General features: G+C 59.5%; 18 protein-coding genes. 8 read left to right on the top strand and 10 right to left on the bottom strand.

All coding sequences use genetic code 11. The annotated features are described in order from the left end of the window. Window positions 1–101 precede the first annotated feature (101 nt). Both IF654_RS11485 and IF654_RS11480 read left to right on the top strand, forming a co-directional pair. Entirely contained in the window at window positions 102–575 is a 474-nt protein-coding gene (locus IF654_RS11485; RefSeq protein ID WP_047274688.1) for a YbaK/EbsC family protein, read from the top strand. Between the two features lie 173 nt (window positions 576–748). After that, the gene (locus IF654_RS11480; RefSeq protein WP_047282424.1) at window positions 749–2620 is read left to right on the top strand and encodes a DUF3857 domain-containing transglutaminase family protein; all 1872 of its coding nucleotides are present in this window, start codon (window positions 749–751) and stop codon (window positions 2618–2620) included. A gap of 61 nt (window positions 2621–2681) precedes the next feature. Here IF654_RS11480 and pgm read toward each other — a convergent pair whose 3' ends face one another. Next, window positions 2682–4322: a phosphoglucomutase (alpha-D-glucose-1,6-bisphosphate-dependent) gene (gene pgm, locus IF654_RS11475; RefSeq protein ID WP_047280656.1), complete on the bottom strand. Its 1641-nt coding sequence runs from the start codon at window positions 4320–4322 to the stop codon at window positions 2682–2684. Between the two features lie 248 nt (window positions 4323–4570). Here pgm and eco point away from each other — a divergent pair, with 248 nt between their 5' ends. After that, the gene (gene eco, locus IF654_RS11470; RefSeq protein ID WP_047274691.1) at window positions 4571–5053 is read left to right on the top strand and encodes a serine protease inhibitor ecotin; all 483 of its coding nucleotides are present in this window, start codon (window positions 4571–4573) and stop codon (window positions 5051–5053) included. A gap of 53 nt (window positions 5054–5106) precedes the next feature. Here the strand turns inward: eco and IF654_RS11465 are convergent, their stop codons facing one another. Both IF654_RS11465 and IF654_RS11460 read right to left on the bottom strand, forming a co-directional pair. Beyond that, window positions 5107–6249, bottom strand: coding sequence for a PQQ-dependent sugar dehydrogenase (locus IF654_RS11465; protein WP_047282425.1), 1143 nt, complete (start codon window positions 6247–6249; stop codon window positions 5107–5109). Window positions 6250–6267: 18 nt separating this feature from the next. Beyond that, window positions 6268–6600 carry a hypothetical protein gene (locus IF654_RS11460; protein WP_052892163.1) on the bottom strand — a complete coding sequence of 111 codons (333 nt, stop codon included), beginning with the start codon at window positions 6598–6600 and terminating at the stop codon, window positions 6268–6270. A 290-nt stretch (window positions 6601–6890) separates the two neighbouring features. Here IF654_RS11460 and IF654_RS11455 point away from each other — a divergent pair, with 290 nt between their 5' ends. Next, entirely contained in the window at window positions 6891–9365 is a 2475-nt protein-coding gene (locus IF654_RS11455; protein ID WP_230683792.1) for an autotransporter family protein, read from the top strand. Here IF654_RS11455 and IF654_RS11450 read toward each other — a convergent pair. The 4 genes from IF654_RS11450 to IF654_RS11435 form a co-directional block, all read right to left on the bottom strand. Next, window positions 9348–9884: a hypothetical protein gene (locus IF654_RS11450; protein ID WP_047274694.1), complete on the bottom strand. Its 537-nt coding sequence runs from the start codon at window positions 9882–9884 to the stop codon at window positions 9348–9350. The genes IF654_RS11455 and IF654_RS11450 overlap by 18 nt on opposite strands. 189 nt (window positions 9885–10073) lie before the next feature. Beyond that, entirely contained in the window at window positions 10074–10391 is a 318-nt protein-coding gene (hdeA, locus tag IF654_RS11445) for an acid-activated periplasmic chaperone HdeA (RefSeq protein WP_047274695.1), read from the bottom strand. A 319-nt stretch (window positions 10392–10710) separates the two neighbouring features. Next, window positions 10711–11748, bottom strand: a complete 1038-nt coding sequence (locus IF654_RS11440) for a zinc-dependent alcohol dehydrogenase family protein (RefSeq protein ID WP_047274696.1) — start codon at window positions 11746–11748, stop codon at window positions 10711–10713. Window positions 11749–11897: 149 nt separating this feature from the next. After that, window positions 11898–12245, bottom strand: coding sequence for a hypothetical protein (locus tag IF654_RS11435; RefSeq protein ID WP_047274697.1), 348 nt, complete (start codon window positions 12243–12245; stop codon window positions 11898–11900). Between the two features lie 203 nt (window positions 12246–12448). On the opposite strand from IF654_RS11435, the gene IF654_RS11430 reads away from it, so the two are divergent. Then, window positions 12449–14224 (top strand): sensor domain-containing phosphodiesterase, encoded by a 1776-nt coding sequence (locus IF654_RS11430; RefSeq protein ID WP_194862455.1) that lies wholly within the window; start codon window positions 12449–12451, stop codon window positions 14222–14224. A gap of 78 nt (window positions 14225–14302) precedes the next feature. Here the strand turns inward: IF654_RS11430 and IF654_RS11425 are convergent, their stop codons facing one another. After that, a complete protein-coding gene (locus IF654_RS11425; RefSeq protein WP_194862456.1) occupies window positions 14303–16357 on the bottom strand; it encodes a c-type cytochrome in 2055 nt (684 codons plus the stop codon). 279 nt (window positions 16358–16636) lie between these two features. Here IF654_RS11425 and IF654_RS11420 point away from each other — a divergent pair, with 279 nt between their 5' ends. After that, on the top strand, window positions 16637–17632 hold the full coding sequence (locus IF654_RS11420) for a GlxA family transcriptional regulator (protein WP_047274700.1): 996 nt from the start codon (window positions 16637–16639) through the stop codon (window positions 17630–17632). 40 nt (window positions 17633–17672) lie between these two features. Here the strand turns inward: IF654_RS11420 and IF654_RS11415 are convergent, their stop codons facing one another. Beyond that, window positions 17673–19019 carry an MFS transporter gene (locus IF654_RS11415; RefSeq protein WP_194862457.1) on the bottom strand — a complete coding sequence of 449 codons (1347 nt, stop codon included), beginning with the start codon at window positions 19017–19019 and terminating at the stop codon, window positions 17673–17675. Window positions 19020–19220: 201 nt separating this feature from the next. Then, the gene (locus tag IF654_RS11410; protein WP_194862458.1) at window positions 19221–20432 is read right to left on the bottom strand and encodes a M24 family metallopeptidase; all 1212 of its coding nucleotides are present in this window, start codon (window positions 20430–20432) and stop codon (window positions 19221–19223) included. 227 nt (window positions 20433–20659) lie between these two features. On the opposite strand from IF654_RS11410, the gene IF654_RS11405 reads away from it, so the two are divergent. Next, the gene (locus IF654_RS11405) at window positions 20660–21358 is read left to right on the top strand and encodes a response regulator transcription factor (protein ID WP_047274703.1); all 699 of its coding nucleotides are present in this window, start codon (window positions 20660–20662) and stop codon (window positions 21356–21358) included. Continuing rightward, entirely contained in the window at window positions 21358–22701 is a 1344-nt protein-coding gene (locus IF654_RS11400; protein WP_047282431.1) for a HAMP domain-containing sensor histidine kinase, read from the top strand. Before IF654_RS11405 ends, IF654_RS11400 begins: the two co-directional genes overlap by 1 nt. The last annotated feature ends 43 nt before the right edge of the window (window positions 22702–22744 follow it).

The raw sequence follows: 22744 nt of genomic DNA, 5'->3' as shown, positions 1-22744 counted from the left end.
GTGCGCCTGCGGCCTCACAAGGGTCTGTTCCCGTTTCATCGCTTGCAATGAAACGGGAACAGACCCTAGATTCAGGCTTTTATCTTTAGGAGCGAAGCCCGATGAGCCTTGAATCCGTCCGTGCATTCTTCAGCACCAACGCCCCCGACCTGCACATCATCGAATTGGCCACCAGCACGGCGACGGTCGCATTGGCCGCCGAAGCCCACGGGGTCGAGCCCGGTCAGATCGCCAAGACCCTGGCCTTTCGCGTCGGTGAGCGCAATGTGCTGTTGGTCGCCCGGGGTGACGCGCGGATCGATAACAAAAAAATCAAAGAGGCCCTGGGCAGCAAAGCCAAAATGCTGGATGCCGAAACCGTGGTGGCACTCACCAGTCATCCCGTCGGTGGTGTGTGCCCTTTTGGGCTGGCGACAGCGCTGCCGGTGTACTGCGACATTTCCCTGAAAAGCTACACCGAAGTCATGCCCGCCGCCGGGGCCACGCACACGGCCGTGAAGATATGTCCCAGCCGGCTCGCGGCGCTGGTTAATGCGCAGTGGGTCGACGTGTGCCAGCCCCTACCGGCCGCCTAAAAATAGAGCGAAGGCTCTATCTCGGGCCTTTCAGCGATTTTAATTGTCCGACATTATAGAAATTACAGTTGAGATCGATTATCATCCGCCGCTCGCGCAGCACCCTCCACCGCCATTCAACGACCAATAAAACGTAGCAGGGTGCTGTTTTAAGGGAATAACCTGAGGCGCTCATGCACCGCTTTACTTTCAGCAAATCATTGATTTGCGCAACATTGGGGATGGTCAGCCTGCCGTCGTTTGCGGCATTGCAACCCGAGTCAGACGCTGCGCTGGCCGGTGAAACACAACGAACGTGCCATTTCAACAGAGACACCAGCAGCGACTGCAGCACCACCTACCGCTACACGATCCTGACCAACAATGGGCGAGAGATGCTGTCGCGCATTGATTTCAGCTTCCCTGAAACGGACCGGCTGGAGATTATCGACGCCCACTCAGTCCAGCCCGGTGGCCAACCGCAGCCACTGGCCGAATCGCAAATCGACACGCGCATGGCTCCCAACCCGGATCAGGGCTTTTTGCGGGCCAAACAAACCTCCATTGCGTTTCCCAACCTGCGCGTCGGTACGACCATCACCTATACCGTGCGCGAACACACCACGGCCAAACCGTTGATGGAGCACTTCCATTACGCGTTGACCTTCGGCCCGAGCCCGGTTCGCACCGATGTGTTCAAAGGCACGTTCACCGCCGAGCAGCCCATTGTCTGGCGCAGCGAGCTGATGGAGGACTTCACCTTCACCCCGTCGGCCGATCACAAAACCCTGGTGGTCGAGCAAAAGAAACCGCGCTTTGTGAACTACATCAACGAAGCCAACAATGGTTACATCCGCCAGGTGCCGCGGCTTGAAATCGGCAGCTCCAGCCAGTTACAGGATCACTTCGGCCCGCTCGCCAAGCGCTACAACGACATCCTTGCTGCGCGCCTGCCTGACGGCGCCGCAAAAGCCGTCGCGGGGCTCAAAGGGTTACCGCCTGAACAGCAAGTCTCGGGCTTGATGCGCTATATCCATGATCAATACCGCTACATGGGCGACTGGCGCGCCACCGACCGAGGGTATGTGCCCTTCAGCCTGAGTGAGATCGAAGCGCGCGGGTACGGCGACTGCAAGGATTTGTCGGTGCTGCTGACGGCCCTGTTGAAAGCCAGCGGCATCCACGCGCAGACCACCTGGGTCAGCCGGGGTACAAACCCGCTGGGCCTGTTGTTGCCCGGCACCAGCTCGGCCAACCACGCCATCGTGCGTGCCGAGGTCAATGGCCACGTCTGGTGGCTGGACCCGACCAATCCGGTGTTCATGCCGGGCCGCAGCATGCCGGACATCCAGGACCGCTGGGCGCTGGTCATCGATGAACAGGGCGCGGTGCGTCAGGAACACATCCCCGAAGCCCCCGCCACGGTGAGCATGGACGTCAAGAAGTTTGAACACTTCAATCGAGAAGGTCAGGCGCGCACCACGGCGCAGGTGCAGATGGGGCAAATGATGCTGATGCAACTGAGCTATGCCGACACCGATTCCGGGGTCTCGGCCACAGACCTGAACCTGTGTAACAACTTTGGCAAAGAGATCAGCGACTGCAACATCACCCGTGAAAAAACCGGTTTCGTGGTCCCGGAGCGTTACACGGTTCACGCCAGTCTGACCAACCTGCGCCCGTTGGAGAATCTGGGCGGGCAACTCATGTATAAACCCGCCTTCATGACCGAGCGCTGGGACAGCCTGATGAACTATCGGCGCACCGGGCAATTGGCGGATTTGTACCTGGGCGATCCGGAAAAGATGACTTACGACATCACCCTCTCGGGCGCCAAGGTGGCCAAGGTCATCGCCACCTGCACGGTCAACTCGCCCTGGTTCGACCTGGAACTGAGCAGCCAGCGCAATAAAGGTGAGTACCGCTACCTGTATTCAGTGACGCAAAAACACAGTTGGCTGAGCCATGACGCGATCATGAGCGCGCCCTTCGAGGCGATGCTGCAAGAAGCACGAGCGTGCAACGAACAGATGCAACAAGGGGTGCAACTCAACACCCAGGGCTGAGCCCCGCCCTTGCGCAAAAGCCTGGTCCCCGCAAAGGGATCAGGCTTTTTTTGCAGTGGGGTCAGGCGATAGCGGCATCGACCAGCACTTGAGCTTCTTCAACCAGTCGGCTGAGATGCGCGTCGCCGATAAAGCTTTCAGCGTAAATCTTGTAGATGTCTTCAGTGCCCGAAGGACGCGCCGCGAACCAGCCGTTTTCGGTCATGACCTTCAGGCCACCAATAGCCTGCTGATTGCCGGGGGCATGGCTGAGGATTTGGGTAATGGCTTCTCCGGCCAAGGTCGTCGACTTGACCTGTTCCGGGGACAACTTGCCCAACAGCGCCTTTTGCGCGGGCGTCGCCTTGGCGTCTACGCGGGTTGAGAACGGCTGACCCAGATCGTCGGTCATCTGCTGGTACAACTGCGACGGATCACGCCCCGTGCGTGCCGTCATTTCTGCAGCCAGCAAAGACGGAATCAAGCCGTCCTTGTCGGTCGACCAGACGCTGCCATCGCGCCGCAAGAACGATGCCCCGGCACTTTCTTCGCCACCAAAGCCGAGCGAGCCTTCAAACAGCCCATCGGCAAACCACTTGAAGCCCACGGGGACTTCGTACAGACGACGCCCAAGGCGCGCGGCCACCCGATCAATCAAGCCACTGCTGACCACGGTTTTGCCCACGGCCGCATCGGCGCGCCATTGCGGGCGATTGCGGAACAGGTAGTCGATGGAGACGGCAAGGTAATTGTTCGGCGCCAACAGCCCACCCGACGGGGTCACGATGCCATGGCGGTCATGATCCGGGTCGCAGGCAAAGGCCACATCAAAGCGTTCTTTCAGGCCGATCAGGCCTTGCATGGCATAGCTGGAGGACGGGTCCATGCGGATTCGCCCGTCCCAGTCGACGCACATAAATCGGAACGTCGGGTCGACGGCGGTGTTCACGACCTCCAGGTTCAAGCCGTAATGCTCGCCGATTGCTGACCAGTAGCGCACGCCTGCGCCGCCCAGCGGGTCAACCCCCAGGCGCAGGTTGGCGTTGCGCAGGGTATCCATGTCGATGACGTTTTTCAGGTCCGCCACATAGGTGTTCAGGTAATCGTGACGGTGCGTGGTACTGGCTTTGAGCGCTTGCTCATAGCTGATCCGTTTGACCCCCGACAGGCGGGCAGCCAGCAATTCATTGGCTTTAGCTTCGATCCACTTAGTGACGTCAGTGTCCGCCGGGCCACCGTTGGGCGGGTTGTATTTGAAGCCGCCACTTTCAGGCGGGTTATGCGAAGGCGTAATCACCACGCCATCCGCAAGGCCAGACGTCCGCCCGCGGTTATAGCAAAGGATGGCGTGGGAAATGGCGGGGGTCGGGGTGTATTCGTCAGCGGCGGCAATCATGGTCTCGACACCATTGGCGGCAAAAACCTCCAGCGCGCTCGCCCCGGCCGGGGTCGACAGCGCGTGGGTGTCGATGCCAACGAACAGCGGGCCATTGATACCCTTCGCTTGACGGTACAGGCAAATGGCCTGGCTGATGGCCAATACATGCCACTCATTGAAACTCAACTCAAACGAGCTGCCGCGATGACCGGACGTTCCGAACGCGACGCGCTGGGTCGCAATGCTGGCATCGGGCTGACCGGTGTAATAAGCGGTCACCAGTCGTGCAATATCGACCAGCAAGTGGGCTGGAGCCGGTTTGCCCGCAAGAGGACTGAGTGTCATGAAAACCTCGGGAAATATATGATTCGGAGGAAAAAACGCAGTTTACTGGCACTTCGACACTGGCGAGAAGCGATCTATCCCGGGCCTGCGCAATTGCCTGCGTTTTTGATGATCGCAGGCGCTATGGCGGCACGTGACGATGACCCGGTTTGCAACAAAACCGGGCTCATGGCAAAACTATGGCACTTTCCGGTGTTTTCGTGATCCAACCGGACGCTTTCTTTCTGCACTGAATTTAAGGACACATCATGAAACCACTGGTCATCAGCGCGGCACTGTTGTTTTCGTTGAGTACGCTGAGCGGCGTTGCCAACGCCGCCAAACTGGAAGACGTGGCGCCCTACCCTAAAGCCGATAAGGGCTTTAGCCGACAAGTCATTCATTTGCCGACGCAGAAAAATGAAGACGATTACAAAGTCCAGATCATTGCCGGCAAGACCCTGCAAGTGGATTGCAACAAGCAACGCCTGGGCGGCAAGCTGGAAGAGAAAACGCTCAAAGGCTGGGGTTACCCTATGTATCGCCTGAACAAGGTCAGCGGCCCGGCGACAACGCTGATGGCCTGCCCTGAAGGCAAAACCCACGCTGAATTCGTGCCGGTCGTGGGGGATGGTTTCATGCTGCGTTACAACAGCAAGTTACCGATCGTGCTGTACGTGCCCAAGGACATTGAAGTGCGCTATCGCATCTGGTCGGCCTCCAAGCAAATCAAGCAGGCCGTTGCCGAGTAACGGCTTATGGGGCGCCACGGCCATACGGGGTGGCGCCCGCAGCTGTATTCACGCTACTGCAGACCCACGCGATAAAGCGCACCGTCTTTTTCATCGGTCAGCACATACAGATAACCGTCCGGACCTTGCCGGACGTCGCGAATCCGCGAGTTCAATTCGCCCAGCAGGCGCTCTTGATGCACGACTTTGTCCCCCTCCAGTTGCAGGCGGATCAGGTTGCGGTCAGCCAATGCGCCAATGAACACATTGTGCTGCCAGGGCTTGAAACGCGTGGCGTCATAAAACGCCATGCCACTGATGCCGGGGGACTTTTCCCAAACATGAATCGGGCCTTTCATGCCTTCGACCGCTGAACCCTGGGCTTCCTGAATAGGTGTGGAGGAGTAATCCATGCCATGGGTTGCCATGGGCCAGCCATAGTTGCTGCCGCGTTCGATCAGGTTGATTTCGTCCCCACCTTTTGGCCCATGCTCATGGGCCCACAAAGCCCCGGTCCAGGGGTTGAGAGCTGCCCCCTGTGGGTTGCGATGGCCGTAGGACCAGATCTCCGGGCGCACCTTGGCTTGATCGACAAAGGGATTGTCGTCCGGCACGCGCCGGTCAGGGAAAATCCGCACGACTTTGCCTTGAAGTTTGTCGAGATCCTGCGCGGTCGGGCGTTGGTTGTTTTCACCCAGCGCAATAAACAAATATCCGTCACGGTCAAACACCAGGCGTGAGCCGAAGTGGTTGCCGGTAGAGAGCTTGGGCGCCTGCGTAAAAATGACTTCAAAATTGCTCAACTTGGTGAGGTCGTCTGACAGCCGCCCACGCCCTACAACGGTGCCGGCCTTGCCCTCTTCTTCGCCACCTTCGGCGTAGGACAAATACACCAGCCGATCGCTAGCGAAGTTGGGCGATAGCACGACGTCCAACAACCCGCCCTGGCCCTTGGCCCAGACCTGCGGCACGCCACCGAGGGGGGCCGAAAGTTTGCCGTCGGGGCTGACAACCCGCAGATTGCCCGGCCGCTCGGTCACCAGAATGCCTTGCCTTTGCGGCAAAAAAGCCAGTGCCCAAGGGTGGTTGAGGCCACCGATGACCGTATCCACTGTCAGTGCGCCCTGTTCAGACGAAAAGTTCTGCGCATGGACCGTGAGTGTTGCCGTGCACAATGACGTGGCGCACAGCGTTACCAGCAGGGTTTTCTTCAGCATCTGCCAATCCTTGTGTGATTAACGCGTGTTTTGCCGTTGCAGTGACGGCGCCGTGGGCTTGAGTGTCGCGGGCGGTGTTGTGGGGCGCGGATAACCGTTGCGGATCTGGCCATTTTCGAGGCTTGGCACAGGGGGCGTTGGCAAGGTAGTGGCTCCGCGCACGGGTGGAGCGCTGGAGGTGCTGCCCTGGCGGCTATTGGGGTTGATACGCCGCAAGGTGTTGTCAGGGGGCGCCGGAGTGGTCTGGACCGTGTTCTGCGCCAATACCGGGGCGCGATTGCCAGATTCTGCCTGTGCGGTGACGCCACAGCTGGTCAACAACAGCAAAAGACCGTAGACGAGGGGTTTCATGAGGCGCTCCTTTAGCCGTGAACCGATGACACTTGGATCATCCCCGAGCAAGAGGGTTCGTTTTAAACGCTTTAGCGCAGCCCGCTAGCCCCGTCAATCTGGCCTGCTATCGCTGATGGTTGAGCAGGTTGATCGAGCCTGCCAGTAAACAGCGCAAACATGAGCACCACAAGCTGTCACTTTTGACAGCTTATCCGGGGCATTCAATGGGTTTATAACCCCATTAAGTTCGACCATCCGCAGAGATGGTGCGTTTCGATGGAACCTTGAATCGCTTCAGGATGGTGCCCATGACCCGCAGCCTAAAATGCCAGCTTTTCACCCTCTCGCTGCTCAGCCTTGCTGTGCATGACGCCCATGCCGCCTGCACGTTCAGCCCCACGGCCGGTGACGACAGCTTCGTCTGTGACAGTGGCACGGCGCCTTCGCTGATCGATTTGTCGGGTAACAACGCGCTGGTACTGCCCGTCAACAGCACGGGCAGCATCAATGGCCCGGTGACCTTCGGGGCGGGGGCTGACAGCATCACGGTGCATGGCGGGCTGATCACCGGCGTCGTCAATCAAGGCGATGGCATTGATGACTTTGTGATGAGCGGCGGGCAGATCCAGTCGCTTGCCCAGGGCGACGGCCGGGATACCTTCCTGATGACCGGCGGCACCATCGTGGGGGCGTTTGAAGATGGGGATGTGGCCAACATGACCGGCGGCAGTATCGGCCGGGTCGACATGAAGCTCGACAACAACATTTTCGACATGTCTGGCGGTCAAATCATCGGCAATCTGGTCACCGGGTTTGGCCGGGATTCGATCATCCTGTCGGGGGGCAGCATCGGGGGCAATATCAGCGTCAGCGGTGGCGACGATGACGTCACCGTGACGGGCGGCACAGTCGGCGGGGAAATTCGCCTGAGTTTCGGCAATGACCGCTTCGTCTGGCGTGACGCAGGCCTGATCAAGGGCGCCGTCTTGATGGGCGAGGATAACGACACGGCGTTACTGGCCAACCTCAGCGAAACGCTCCTGTCTTCCACCCCCGCCCTTGATGGCGGGCTCGGCACCGACAGCCTGAGTATCGAGAACAGCGCCCCTGAGACCGGCGCCCGTTATATCAACTGGGAAACCATCAACCTCACCCGAGATTCGCGCCTGACACTCAACGACACCCTGACGCTGGGCGACAGCACAAGTGGCACGGGCGTGTTCAACCTTGATGCCTCCAGCCGGGTCGAGTCCAGTCAGGGCGTGATAAAAGCGTTTGCCAGCGGGCAAAACGTCACGGTGAACAACGCAGGACTGATTGACCTGACAACCGATGGCACATCGACATCGGACCGTTTGACGATTGTAGGCAACTACACTGGCAACGGCGCGCGACTCAATCTGCACAGCGTGTTGGCTGGCGACAACGCCGCCTCGGACGCACTGGTCGTCTCCTCAGGCACCCTTAGCGGCACCACGTCGATCAACGTGACCAATGTGGGCGGTACGGGCGCGTTGACGGCAGCCAATGGCATTCAGGTTGTAGAAGCTAATCAAGGCGCTGTGAGCAGTGCGGGGGCGTTCACCCTGGGTCAACCCCTGTCGGCAGGCGCCTATCAGTACTACCTGTTCAAGGGTGGGGTTACGGCGGGCAGTGAAAACAGCTGGTTCTTGCGTTCTTCAGTGGTCACTCCGCCTGCTGTAGCCGCCGTGCCGGAGCAACCGGCGCCTGGACAACCGACCCCACAACCCCCTTTACCGCCTGTGGCGCCGACACCGGCGGCAGGCACACCGCCGCTGCCGGTGGCGGCGCCGGGTGAAAGCATTGTGCTGTACCGCCAGGAGGTGCCGCTGTATGCCGTGGTGCCACCTGCCGCAGCGCTTCTGGCACAGACCACCTTGGGAACGTTTCATGAGCGTCAGGGCAATCAGCATCTGCTGACAGAAAAAGACGCGGTGCCCGCAGGCTGGGTCCGTGCCTTCGGCAATGCGGTGCGCCAGAGCTGGTCGGGCACGGTTGCACCGAGTTTCGATGGCTCGATCAACGGCTATCAAGTCGGTCACGACCTGTATGGGCATGAGCAGGCCAACGGTTATCGGCAACGCGTCGGGGTGTTCGTCAGCCACGCGCGCCTGGACGGTGACGTGCGCGGCTTCAATCTGGGGTTCAAGGACAACAAGGCCGGTGATATTCGGCTCGATGGCGACAGCCTGGGGGCTTACTGGACCTTGATCAGCCCGCAATCGGCCTACCTTGACGTTGTGGCTATGGGCACCCGGTTTGATGGACGCAGCCGTTCAGAACGCGGGGCCAGGCTGGATCTTGACGGGCATGGTGTCAGCCTGTCCGTTGAAGCGGGCTACCCGCTTGCCTTGTCAGACCGCTGGCAAATCGAGCCGCAAGCGCAACTCATTGGCCAGCGGGTGTCGATGGACAGCGCCAATGATGGCATTTCGCGAGTGGGTTTCGACAGCCAGGACTACCTGAAAGGTCGTGTGGGTGCACGCCTGACTGGCGCTTATGAAGTCGCCAACATCCCGGTTGAGCCTTATCTGCGCAGTAACCTGTGGCACAGCTTCGGCGGCCGTGACGCCACCCTTTATGACGGCCAGCCCGTAACCCGCACGGACCACACCGCCAGCACCGTGGACATCGGCGCGGGCATTGTCGCCCGCCTTCACCCTGCGGTCAGTGTCTATGCGAGTACGGATTACAGCAGCAACATTGACAGCCGTAACCAGGAAGGACTCAGCGGCACCCTGGGTCTACGGGTGAGTTGGTGAGTCAACGTGGCGGTAATCTTCGGGCCCGATCTCGATGACCGTGGACTGCTTGGCTTCATCCAGCAACGCCTGACGGCAGACTTGGTAGCAGTCCTCGATGTGATCGTTGCCGACCATTTTCATGACGCCAAAGCTGATGGTGGCCGCCACGGCTTGCCCGACCAGCGGAATGAAACGGGTGATGGACTTGGTGGCCACTTTAACGCCCATCTTGCGCAGCAATGACATGACCAGCGTGCGGCTGACAAACTTGCCGATGATCTCGCTGCCGATGCCAGACGCTGCCACCACGATCAGGCGTTTGGAGCGTGTGTCCAGTTGTTCGATCTGCTGCGGGGTGAGACCGAACTTACTGTTGATGGCAGGTAGCATCTCCACCAGCAAGGCCACATCGGTGCCGATGTCGAGTCCGGGGATCGGTACGGCCGCCGCACCCGCAGAGACCGCTGACCGTTTGGTCACCATGGATTTGCACTCGTCTCGAATGCGATCAAGCTCGGCCAATGACCTGATTAACATAAGATTCCCCTGACAAATAAAGACACAACGCGGGCAGTCTACTACGGCCTGAAGCGCTGAAGCGCGGCTGCAAGGATGTAGAACGTACGCAGACAGAGAAATTCAAAGAAGATTTAGTGCGAGGGAGAGCTTGCACGTGGACATGGGATCAGGGAAGGCCTGTACTCGCAGCAAGTACAGGCCAGAGGGTCAGACGTCTTTTTTAACTTTCGCCCATTCTTCCTTCAGTTTTTGCACGAAGCTGGCCTTTTTATCCTTCTCGCAGGCGGTGACGATCAGCGGTGTAATTTTCTCGACACCTGCGACGTCCAGTACAGCATCTTCAACTTTGCCCGACTTGTTGACCGCTTCGCCCAACCCTACGGCTGTAGGTCGGAAGCTATCATCCACGGCCAGGAAACTTTCACACGTCCACTGAGATACTGGTTGCTTGGTATCCGCAGCCTGCGCGAGCGTGGAAAGTGCAACCAGACTTGCTGTACCCAGAATCAGAAGGTGCTTTTTCATATGAATATTTCCCTATTATCAAAAATGGCAATGACGTGAGTTCCGCCGCAAGGAACATAGTTGCGGTTGGCGAACCTGTCAAAAAAACCAAGGCATGATGAATAAAAAATAACATTAGATAGAAAAATATAATTTAATTAAATCAATGACTTGTGAATTCAAAATCCACAGCTTTTGTCAGGCACCCATCCCCGGGACACTTGTTTTTTATATACGCGCACAACGGCGGGTGTGAGCCTGCTTTATACACACTCACAACCTTGTCGCCTGCAAATCAACCGTACGGCTCTATAACGGTTGCTGATGTTTAAAAGATCTTTTATTGCGAAAGAATTACTTTCATGGCTTTTTCCTTGGCGGCGTTGCCGAACACTTCATAGGCCTGAAGAATGTCGTTAAGTGCAAAACGGTGCGTAATCAACTTCCCCGCGTCTACTTTTCCCGATTGCACGGTCTTCATTAGCATCGGCGTGGTGTTGGTATTAACCAGCCCCGTTGAAATATTGATGTTCTGAATCCACAACTTCTCAAGGTGCAACTCGACACTCTTGCCATGCACACCGACGTTGGCAATATTGCCGCCCGGTGCGATCACTGACTGGCATGTGTCGAACGAGGCCGGGATGCCCACCGCCTCAATGGCGACATCCACCCCCACCCCGCCGGTCAATTCAAAAATCCGCTCAACGGCATTTTCGGTCTTGATGTCGATAACATGCGTCGCACCGAACCGCTTGGCCACTTCCAGGCGGTTGCTGTCGCCGTCGACCATAATCAGTTGCCCTGGGGAGTAGAACTGAGCCGTCAATAACGCAGCCATGCCCACTGGGCCCGCCCCGACAATCACCACGCTGTCGCCCGGTTTGACCTTGCCAGCGAGCACGCCGATTTCAAAGCCGGTCGGCAGGATGTCACTCAACATCACCAGCGCTTGTTCATCCGCGCCCGCAGGTACGGGATACAGGCTGTTATCGGCATGGGGGATTCGCACGTATTCGGCCTGCGTGCCGTCGATCAGGTGCCCGAGGATCCAGCCACCGTCCGCGCAGTGGGAATACATCTGGCGCCGGCAGTTGGGGCAACTGCCGCAGGACGTCACACAGGAAATCAACACATGATCGCCGGGTTTAAAATTACGGATCGCCGGGCCAACGGCTTCCACCACCCCGACCCCTTCATGCCCGAGCACGCGACCGGGCGTGACGGCCGGCACGTCGCCTTTGAGGATGTGCAGGTCGGTGCCGCAAATGGTGGTGTGCAGGATTCGCACGATGGCGTCGGTGGGTTTATCGATGACGGGCTTAGGGATGTCGGCCCATGCTTTTTCGCCGGGCCCTTGGTAGGTGAGCGCTTTCATGGTGGCTTTCCTTTATCCGGATTGAAATCTGCCGGGCCGGTCATGGCTGACACCCTGACCGGCCACTCACATGTCATGCGGACCAGTAAAGCAGTGTTTGGCGTAAATGCCCTTGCCACAGGTCAAATAACCGCGTGGCGAGCCCAGGATCAGGGTTTGGCCGAAACCGAGAAGTCTGTTTCGCCCTTGGCATCGGCGCGCAGGTCGACGGTGAAGGCCTTGGAGACGCCGCAACCGGTCACGTTCCAGATTTCATTGGCGCGCTCCACTGCCCCGGAGGGCAGCTGACTGATTCCGGCAATCGACGTACTCACGGAATCAATGCGGCGGCATTGGGTCATCGCGGCGAACAACATCTCGACGTTTTTCATCACGTCCTGTCGCAGCAGCGGATCGGTGACCGATTGCCCGGCAAATTGAGGGTGATGGGCGCAGCCGGTTAAGGCGGCCGCCACTACAGCACAGCTAAAAAGGGCGATGCGATGTTTGACCTGCATATTCACTCCTTGAAACGGCCCGGGGCCTTATCTCTGGTCATCATTGGACAGGGTTAACTGAGTGGCCTGTATACATCCCTGGATAAAAAACAGCCACCCCTCGGTTTTTAGCGCATCGGCTTCGCACGCAAAGCCATCGCATTTTCTCAACGCGGGCGGTAATTTGTGAGCTGTGTCAGGACAACGTAGGACAGGGTGAAAAAATGGATGAGAATGCGTCCCCGCAGGCGTATGAAACCAAGCGGCTCGAACGGGTCGCTGAATTCTGTCCCCCTGACCAGGAGGGCGATGAAGCGTTCGAAAAAATAGTCGCCATGACGGCCGCGTATTTCGACGCGCCCATCGCCTTAATCTCAATTGTCGAAGCGCAACGGCAATGGTTCCGAGCACAGGTCGGGCTCGACACCCGTGAAACCTCGCGCGACCTGTCGTTCTGCGCCCACACGCTGACAGAGAATGGCCTGTTCGAAGTACTCGACGCCGCTCAGGATCCGCGCTTCAAAGACAGCGAGCTTGTGTGTGGCAGCCCTTACATCCGTTATTACGCCAGTGCGCCATTAAGAACCGCTGACGGGTTCAACCTGGGCAGCCTTTGCATTATTGATACCCGCCCCCGCCCCCCCATGAGCGCGCGTGACGGTGCGATGCTGGTGAATTTTGCTGAACTCGCCATGATGCGCATTTCGGGCGTTCGCTCACGCAACTTCGTGGACCAACCCACAGGGCTCTTCAACAGGCTGCGTTTTGAAGAAGACATTCGAATCACCCTGCTCAATGGCAAAAAGAGCCTGGTTTACTGCGTCGATGTCATTGCGCCTCAAGCCCTGAATGATGTGGTCAAAGCGCTGGGTTGTAGCTTTGCCCAAGACCTGATTCTCGCCATCAAGGCCCGGCTGCAGACCCTGATTCCCAGCGGCCGCTTGCTGTACAAAGTCAGTCCGACGCGATTCGGTTTTATCCTTGACGAACACGATGCGATTGACAGCGTGTGTCAAAAAATAATCGACGACTTCAAAACCCCTGTGGAATGCCAGCACATCCCCATCCCGATGCAAATCGGCGTGGGCGTACTGCCCGTGCTAGAGGCTTCGCAGAAAGATCAGGACTGGCTGCGCCTGGTGGTCAGTGCCGCTGACGCTGCCCGGGACCAGAATGTGGGCTGGGCCTGCTATGAGCCTCAACTCGACGCAGCCCAACAGCGGGCCTTCATGCTCCTGAGCGCGCTCCATGACGCCCTCACCCGCGGGCATCAACTGAGCCTGGTGTATCAACCGAAAATCCAACTGCCGGAATTGACCTGTGAAAGCGTCGAAGCACTGATTCGCTGGAATCACCCGACCCTGGGCGTCGTCAGCCCTGCGGAGTTCATTCCTCTGGCCGAAAAAACCGCATTGATGCAGTCCATAACGTTTTGGGTTCTGGATGCCCTGATCGAACAGGCCCGGGCATGGGCGGCGCAAGGCCTGCACCTGCGCATCGCCATGAACGTGACGGTCAACGACTTACAGGATTCGCGGTTGGTCGATGCGATTGAGGCCCACATCCAGGCCCGGCGCCTTGATCCTCAAATGCTCGAACTGGAACTGACTGAAAGCATCTTGATGTCCAAGCCCGTGTCCGTTCTGCACGAACTGGAACGCGCCCGGCGTTTAGGCCTGCACATCGCCATTGATGACTTTGGGACGGGCTACAGTAATTGGGCTTACCTGCGAAAACTGCCCGCCCAGACCGTCAAACTGGATCAATCGCTGGTGCGCACCCTGGAAACCAGCGCGCAAGACCGACGGCTGGTGAAAACCCTGATCGAGTTAGCCAAAGGCTTGAACTATCACGTGGTCGCCGAAGGGGTGGAGAACAACGAAATCCTGCGTTTGATCACCGAATGGGGCTGTTCGCAGGCGCAGGGTTTTCTGATTACCCGGCCGCTGGAGGACAAAGCGCTGACAACGTGGTTAGCGAACGGCGGGTTCAAGGGATAAACCCGCCGTGCTGTTTGAATGAGTGATTGCCTATGGTCCGCTCAGGCCCCTCTCCTTTCGGGAGAGGGGTATCAGGGCTTAATACCGCGCATCCGCCGGCTTGCCACCGTTAGGCCAATCCTTGACCTTGTCCGGAAAATCCGGCCGCGGCTGGTGCGAGAAGTACTCAGCCACATCCACCGCATCCTGGTCCGACAACCCGCCCTGCCCCAGCGGGAAACGTTCATGGAACCCGATCGGCATGTTGCGTTTGACGAACGCCGCGGCGGTGTACGTGCGCGCCATGCCTGCGCCGATGTTGAACGATTCTTCGCCCCACAACGGCGGGAAGATGAAGTGCCCGTCAGCGTGTTTCAAACCTTGCCCCTGATCGCCGTGGCACACCGCGCATTGCTGGGCGTAGACCGCCTGGCCGTTGGCGGAATCAGGCTTGATGGCCGGATCCACCTTTCCCACCCCTCGCCCTGCCACTTTATCGCCGGGCACCGTGTTCATTTTCATCCAGTCAAAGTACGCCACCATCGCCTGCATGTCGGGCGATGCCACGGGCAGCGGCTTGCCGTCCATGGAGCGACGGAAACAGCCATTGATGCGGTCTTCAAGGGTGATCTGTTTCCCCGCCCTGGGCGCATAACTGGGGAAGAACGCTGAAACGCCAATAAACGGTGAGCCGTCTGCCACCGTGCCCGCGTTCAAATGGCAGCTGGTGCAGTTCAGCGCATTGCCCACGTTGTCCGGCAGCAAGGCTTTGGTTTGCAGGTGCAGGCGCATGCCGCGCACCACCTGATCGGCATTCGAGGCCGTCAGCAGATTGGCCAGACGCGGCGTGACGAAGGCCGAGGAGTCCGTGGTGTCAGGGTTCAGCTGCTTGCGCAGGCTGGCCACTTGCGCCGGATTGATCGGCGGTGCGTCGTTGCCCCAACTGCTGCGAACAAAACTCAAGATCTCAGCGATTTCATCATCGGCCAGCCGGGCAAAACCGGGCATGGTCCAGACCCTTGGATGCGTTGCGGTCTCTGCGGTTTGCCAGCCGGTCAGGGTGATGTGCAACAAGGAGGTCGGGTTGGCGGCGGTGATGCCGGGGTTGCCGTTGAGGGGCGGGAACATGCCTTTGACCCCGCCGCCGTCCGGGCGATGGCAGTCCGCGCAAAACTGCGTGTAACCGAGACCGCCACGGGTGGTGAACAACGTATCGGGTGCTTTGGCGGGCTCGATGGCCACTGCCGGCATGGGCAGGTCATCCTTGCCGGCGGGCAACGACTTGAGGTAACTGGCGATCGCTGTCAGGTCCGCATCGGTGAAATGCTGGGTGCTGTGGTGGATCACGTCGGCCATGTTGCCCGACACCGTGGCAAAACGGTTTTGCCCGGTCTTGAGCAGTTGAACGGTGTCTTCCACGGTCCACAGATTACGCAAGCTCAAGGCTCGCCACGCTTCAACCGTCTCTCCCGCCAGATAATGCTTGCCACTGCTGCCCGCATCGCTGAGGGCTTTTTCCTGAAAGGCCAGCCCCCGCGGCGTGTGACACGAACCGCAATGCCCCAACCCTTGCACCAGGTAGGCTCCGCGATTGAGCACCTCGCTTCTGGACGGGTCAGGCGTGAAGGGTTGGTTGTCGACGAACATCCAGTTCCACAGCGTCAGGCCCCAGCGCTGGTTGAACGGGAAGCTCATTTCAGCCTCCAGATTCACCTGCTTGACCGGTGTCACGCCCTGCATCAGGTACGCGTACAGCGCGCGCATGTCGTCATCAGTCATCTTGGCGTAGGACGGGTACGGCATGGCCGGGTAGAGATTCTCGCCTGCCGGGGTCACGCCTTCACGCATCACTTTGTCGAACTGTTCAAAACTGTACTGACCGATTCCGGTCTCGGGGTCCGGCGTGATGTTGCTGGAATAGATCGTGCCCATGGGCGTGTTTAATTCCAGCCCGCCAGCCATGACGGCCCCGCCCTTGGCGGTGTGGCAGGCAATACAGTCACCGAGCTGCGCCACGTACAGGCCGCGCTGCACCACATCGGCGTCGGGTTGCTGACCAGGATCAGTTGCCGGTTCCGGCTCGCTGGCCCAGGTGTGACAGGCGTAAAGAAACGTCAGGCCGACAGTGGCCAGACGCGCAAACTTGAAAATCATGGCGATATTCCTTTAAGGCACCGGCCTGGGGTGGACCCCTCGGCGCGGGCCGTGCTCGTTTTTTGTTATGAACTCCTCACCCTGCTCTTGTAACCGCTTTTGCCCGTGGCGCCCTTGACCCGGATCATGCAGGCGCCCTGGCATGAGCATTGCTTCGTTGCTGGTCACTGCGCCCTGCTTGCAGCGTCATCCGGCCCCCCCGACCCAGGCCAATGCGCTGCCAGGCGCGCGTTAACCCCGACGCTAGACGCGTCCTGGATCGTGAAGAGGAAACGCCAGATGGCAAGGTCTGCAGCAGCTCCGGCGGTCAGTCATGCGCCCATCAAAACCGTGGGTTTACTGGTGATACCAAACTTCACCACCATTGGTTTTGCGTCCACGATCGAAACCCTGCGCATGGCCAACATGGCCGCGCGCCGGGAGATGTTTCGAACCCTCATCATTGGTCCCAGTCTGGAGCCGGTGACCGCCAGCAATGGCATGCGCATTCTGCCGGACTGCGCCATGCAAGACGCCCCTAAGCTGGACATCCTGCTGGTGGTGGGCGCCAACCCGATCGTCTCGCACCTCAGCAGCCGCCCACTGCTCAACTGGCTGCGCAAACTGGCGCATGAGCGGGTGGCGTTGGGCGGCATTTGCACGGGCAGTTACTGGCTGGCCCGCGCGGGGTTGCTCAAGGGGTATCGCTGCACCATTCATTGGGAAGACATTGAAACCCTCAAGGACCACTTCCCGGGGATCATCATCTCCCATCAATTGTTCGAACTGGATCGCGACCGCTACACCTGCTCGGGGGGTGTCGCGTCGATGGACATGACCCTGCAATTGATCGCCCGCGAACCCGGCGGCCGAGAGATTGCCGCCCACGCCGCAGAGTTGCTGCTGTGTGATCGGGCCCGCAGTGCCCAGGAGCAACAGCGTGTGCCGTTGCGCCAGAAGCTGGGGACCTCGCAACCCAAGCTCAGTCAGGTGGTGGCGATCATGGAAGCCAATCTGGAAGAACCGGTGAGCCTGGAAGAACTGGCGCGGTTCAACGACGTGTCGGTACGCCAGCTGGAACGCCTGTTTCACAAGCATTTGCAACGCACACCCAGCCAGTACTACCTGGAGTTGCGCCTGGCACGGGCGCGCGGCCTGTTGTTGCGTAGCGAATCGCCAGTGCGCGACATCGCCCTGGCCTGCGGTTTTGTGTCGGCTGCGCACTTCTCCAAGTGCTACAGCCGGCTGTTTGGCGTGTCACCGATGGGTGATCGCAAGCACATAGCCTTGCATTGAGGGTCACACCACCCCGAGCGCGCGCACGCGCTCGGGGTGTTCAGTCTTGCAGGGTTTTATGGGCGGTTTCGCGGCTGGCCAGCATCGCCACTAACGCGACGGCAGCCGCCGCCAGCAGATACCAGGCCGGGGCCATTTTGTTGCCCGTCATGTGAATCAGCCAGGTCGCAATGAACGGGGCCGTGCCGCCAAACAGCGCATTGGCAATGTTGAAGCTGAAGGCAAAGCCACTGAAGCGCACGCGGGTGGGGAAAATTTCCGCCAAGAAGCATGGCAAGGTGCCGTCGTTCATGGCGAGGATGGCGCCAAAGGCTATCTGGATCATCAGAATCACGACCAGCGAGCGGTTGCCCAACAGACCGAAGAGCGGCAACGTCAGCCCCAGGAACAACACGGACGCCAAAAGCAGCATGGTCTTGCGACCGTAACGGTCCGACAGTTTGCCCATCAGGAAGATCAGCCCGATGTAGGTCGCCAGTGACACCGTGGAGGCGATAAACGAATCACCCTCGCTCATGCCCATTTCCGTGGACAGGTATGTCGGCATGTAACTGAGCAGCAAGTAGAACGCCACGGCATTGAGGCAGGTTGCACCAATACCGATCAGCACGCTGCGCCGGTGCACCGTCAGCAACTCGCGAATCGGCGCTGGCGTGGCGCATTCCTTGGCTTCCAGACGCTGTTCCATGTCCAGAAACTTGGGTGAATCCTGCAAACTCATGCGGATATAGCGCCCCACCAGCCCAAACGGCGCGGCCAGCAAAAACGGCAAGCGCCAGCCCCATTCGTGCAGGGTCTCGACCGTCATCCATGCATGCAACGCCGCCACGAACACAGCGCCGAACAGCAACCCGGCGGCCGTGCTGGCAGGCACGAGACTGGTGTAGAAACCCCGCTTACCTTCAGGGGCATACTCCGCCAGAAACGCCGATGCCCCCGCGTACTCACCCGACGCCGAAAATCCCTGCACCAGGCGGATCAACAGCAGCAGCGCCGGAGCCCACACGCCGATCTGGCCATAACCGGGCAGGATGCCAATGCAAAACGTGGACACGGTCATGATCAAAATCGACCAGGACAACGCACTGCGGCGCCCGTATTTATCGCCAAAATGCCCCCAGACCAGACCGCCAACCGGTCGTACGACAAACGACAGCGAAAACACCGCGAACGTGGCCAACAGGCCGGTCGCGGCATCGGTTTGCGGGAAGAACGTCAGGGCAATGATGGTGGCCAGATAACCGTAGGCCGCGTAGTCGAACCACTCGACAAAGTTGCCCATGAAACTGGCCGTGGCGGCACGGCGCAGGGCTTTACGCTCGCTGCTCAGTTCGAGCTGCTGTTGGGCCGTGAGCGGCACGGCAAGACTTGCGCTCGGGATACTCATCGAGCACCTCCAGTGAGTGAGGTGCGTGGGTCAAAGGCTTGGCGAAACATCGGGACACAGGACATGACAACTACCCTCATTCTGGTTGTTCTTGGCAGGGGTAATGGGTCAAAACGCACTGCGCATCTGGGCGCGCATGTGCAGGTGCAACATCACGGCCTAGCGCCGCTGCCAAAGCCTCATGGCAGCGGCGCCAGGTGTTTAACGCTGGATAATGTTGTGCTGCGGGCCGTACGGGAAGTGCGTAATGTTCTCGGCGCCCTCCTCGGTGACAATCAGGATGTCGTGCTCACGATACCCTCCGGCGCCCGGCCGGCCTTGCGGGATCATGATCATCGGCTCGATGGACACCACCATCCCCGGCTCCAGTACGGTGTCGATATCCTCTCGCAGTTCCAGCCCGGCCTCGCGCCCGTAGTAGTGGCTCAAGGTGCCGAACGAGTGGCCATAGCCAAACGTGCGGTATTGAAGCAAATCGTGTTCCAGAAAAATCGCGTTGAGCTGCTGCGCGATGTCGCAGCAACGCATGCCCGGCTTGATCAGTTTGAGGCCGGCCTCGTGAACCTTGACGTTGACCTCCCACAAACGCAGGTGCTCGTCGGAGCAATGGTCCAGAAACAGCGTGCGCTCCAGCGCCGTGTAATACCCGGCAATCATCGGAAAGCAATTGAGGCTCAGGATGTCGCCCTTATTGACCTTGCGGGCAGTCACCGGGTTGTGTGCGCCGTCGGTGTTGAGGCCGGACTGGAACCAGGTCCAGGTGTCCATCAGCTCGGCGTCCGGGAACGTGCGGGCGATTTCGCGCACCATGGCCTGGGTCGCGTGCAACGCCACTTCGTACTCCGGCACCTGATCGCGTAGCGCTTCGACCACCGCGGCGCCACCGATGTCGGCAATGCGTGCGCCCTGACGGATGATCGCGTGTTCTTCGGCCGACTTGATCATGCGCATCTGCATGCAGGGCGCGGCAATGTCCACCCATTCGGCGTCCGGGTAGCGGCTCGCCAGCTTGTCGCGACTAAGCAGATTGAGGTGATCGAACTCGATGCCGACGCGCCCCGCCCGAGGCAGCGCCTGCTGGATCGCGACGAAGAAATTGTCGCGCTGCCAATCGGTGTACACGATGTTTTCGGTGCCCACGGTACGCCGCCATGGCTGGCCACCGTCAATGTTGGCGCTGATGGTCACCACCTTGTCCTGGGTCACCACCAGCCCATAATGACGGCCGAAGGCGCAATACAGAAAGTCGCTGTAGTAATTGATGTTGTGGTACGAGGTAAACACCGCCGCGTCGATGCCGTGGCTAGCCATGTAGGCCCGCAGCTTGGCCTGACGGTTGGCATACTCCTGAGCGGAGAAAGTCGGTGTGACTTTTTCGCCGTTCTTGATCTGAAGGGTCTTGGGCATGTGCATGGCATTTACCTGTGTCTGCGTCGATGATCAGAAGCCGCCAGCGGGCGGGTCGTTGAGGATCATTCGAACAGAAGCCGCCGCGTTGTTTTTGCGCGAATCCGACCTGTACTTGGCCAGATCCGCTGTAACGCGGTGCCGTGTCGCAGACGCTTGAACCAGATAGCAATTGCACAGCATCCCCGTTGGTGGGATAGTCGCGAATGTTAAACGTTCTCAATCAGTGCCTTATGCGAACCTCCCCTCACCTGTTGCTTGTCGAAGACGATTTCCGCTTACGCCACGACCTTGAACGGCACTTGGTGCAACGAGGGTTTACCGTCACCACCTGTGTCGATGGCACCCAAGGGCTTGAGGCGCTGTGCGCTCAATCATTTGATCTGGTGCTGCTGGACATCTTGTTGCCCGGCATGGATGGCCTGAGCCTGCTCGAAGCCCTGCGCCTGCAACAAACGGTGCCGGTGATGCTGATGTCGGCGCTGGGCAACGAACAAGACCGCATCAGCGGGTTTACCCGGGGGGCCGATGATTACCTGCCCAAACCTTTCAGCCTGGCGGAGCTCGATGCACGCACCGACGCGCTGCTGCGGCGCATGTCCATGCTCACGCAAGCGCCCGTGCCGACTCGCCACAGTGCCCTGAGCTACGATGACGCCGCACAAGATGTACTGCACGACGGTCTCCGGGCCGGGCTCACGGGGTCGGAGTTCCGCCTGCTGGTGACCTTGCGCGAACAGGCCGGGCAGGCTTTGAGCAAAGCCTTTTTGTACCAGCACGTATTGCACCGCATCTACACGCGACTGGATCGCGGTCTGGATGTGCATGTGTGCAACCTGCGGCGCAAACTGGCGGCCATTGGCGTGCACCATGTGCAGATACAATCGGTGCGCAGCCAGGGCTACATTCTGGTCGAGTCGGACCCCGCCTGATGCGTCGTCACCCGCTGCTGTGGAAGTTGGCGCTGTTACAAGTCAGCTTTTGCCTGTTGTTGACCTGGTTTATCTGGATCTGGGGCCTGTCGGCCGAACGCAGTACGTATTTCCTGTCGCCTCAAGAGCGCGCGTATTTGCAGGCGTATGCCCGGCAGGCGCAGGACACTTGGCGCGAGCACGGCAGCGAGGGACTCGAACGCTTCACCGAACGCTTGTCCGCCCGTGAACAGACGTGGGTCGCGGTGCTCGGTCCGCAGCTCGAAAGTCTCAGCCGCACGCCCATCACGCCCGCGCATTACCAGCAACTGACGTTCATGCGCAAACTCGACTGGCCCATGAGTCGACGCCTGATGGACGAGTTGCCTTACGTGAGCATCCCGTTCCCGGACCATCCGGAACAGGGGCAACTGGTGCTTCAACTGCCCGAGCGTCTGCTGCCCAACGGCTTGACCGCCTGGACCCACGTCTTCAGCCACGGCGTCATGCCGACCCTGCTCGCGGCCCTGCTTGGCCTGGTGCTGTATCGACATTTAGTGGTGCCACTCAATCGACTGCGTGATCGCGCCGACGCATTACGCGCCGACGACCTGGACAGCGAAGCGCCGCTGCCCCTGATCCACCGCCGCGACGAACTGGGCGAATTGGCGCACGCCTTTGAACACATGGCCAGCCGCTTGCGCAACAGCCTCAACCAGCAACGCTTGTTACTGCGCACCTTATCGCACGAACTGCGTACCCCGCTGGCACGCTTGCGCATCGCCCATGACAGCCAACTGCCGCCCCAGCAATTGCGCCAACGGCTGGACCGCGAAATCGATGACATGCAGCGGTTGCTCGAAGACACTCTCAACCTCGCCTGGCTCGACACCGAACGCCCGCAGCTGGCCCGAGAACCCGTGTTGGTGCTGTCGGTGTGGGAAGCCCTGCGCGAAGACGCCTGTTTTGAAAGCCAGTGGCCCGCTGAACGCCTGCCCTGCCTGCTGGGCACTGACTGTTGCGTCAACGTTAACCTCGACAGCTTGGCCCAAGCGCTGGAAAACCTGCTGCGCAACGCCATTCGCTATTCACCGTTGCAAGGCACGGTGACGCTGAGCGGCTGGCGTGAAGGCGATGCGTGGCATTTGTGCCTGAAAGACGAAGGCCCCGGCGTGGCCCCTGAAGACCTTGACACCCTGTTTGTACCCTATCAGCGCCTGCCCGACTGCATAGGCGAAGGGTTCGGGCTGGGGCTGGCCATTGCCCAGCGGGCCATCGAACTGCAACAAGGCCGGTTGTGGGCCACCAATGGCCATCCCGGTTTGTGCATGCACCTGTTGCTGCCGGCTGCGCTGAATGAGTGAACCGTTGCCAGAGTGGACTCATCAGTCAAATGCCTCGGACATC

This window comes from Pseudomonas lundensis, assembly GCF_015377145.2.
Lineage (GTDB): Bacteria > Pseudomonadota > Gammaproteobacteria > Pseudomonadales > Pseudomonadaceae > Aquipseudomonas > Aquipseudomonas lundensis.
This window is presented reverse-complemented; position numbering and strand designations above follow the sequence as displayed.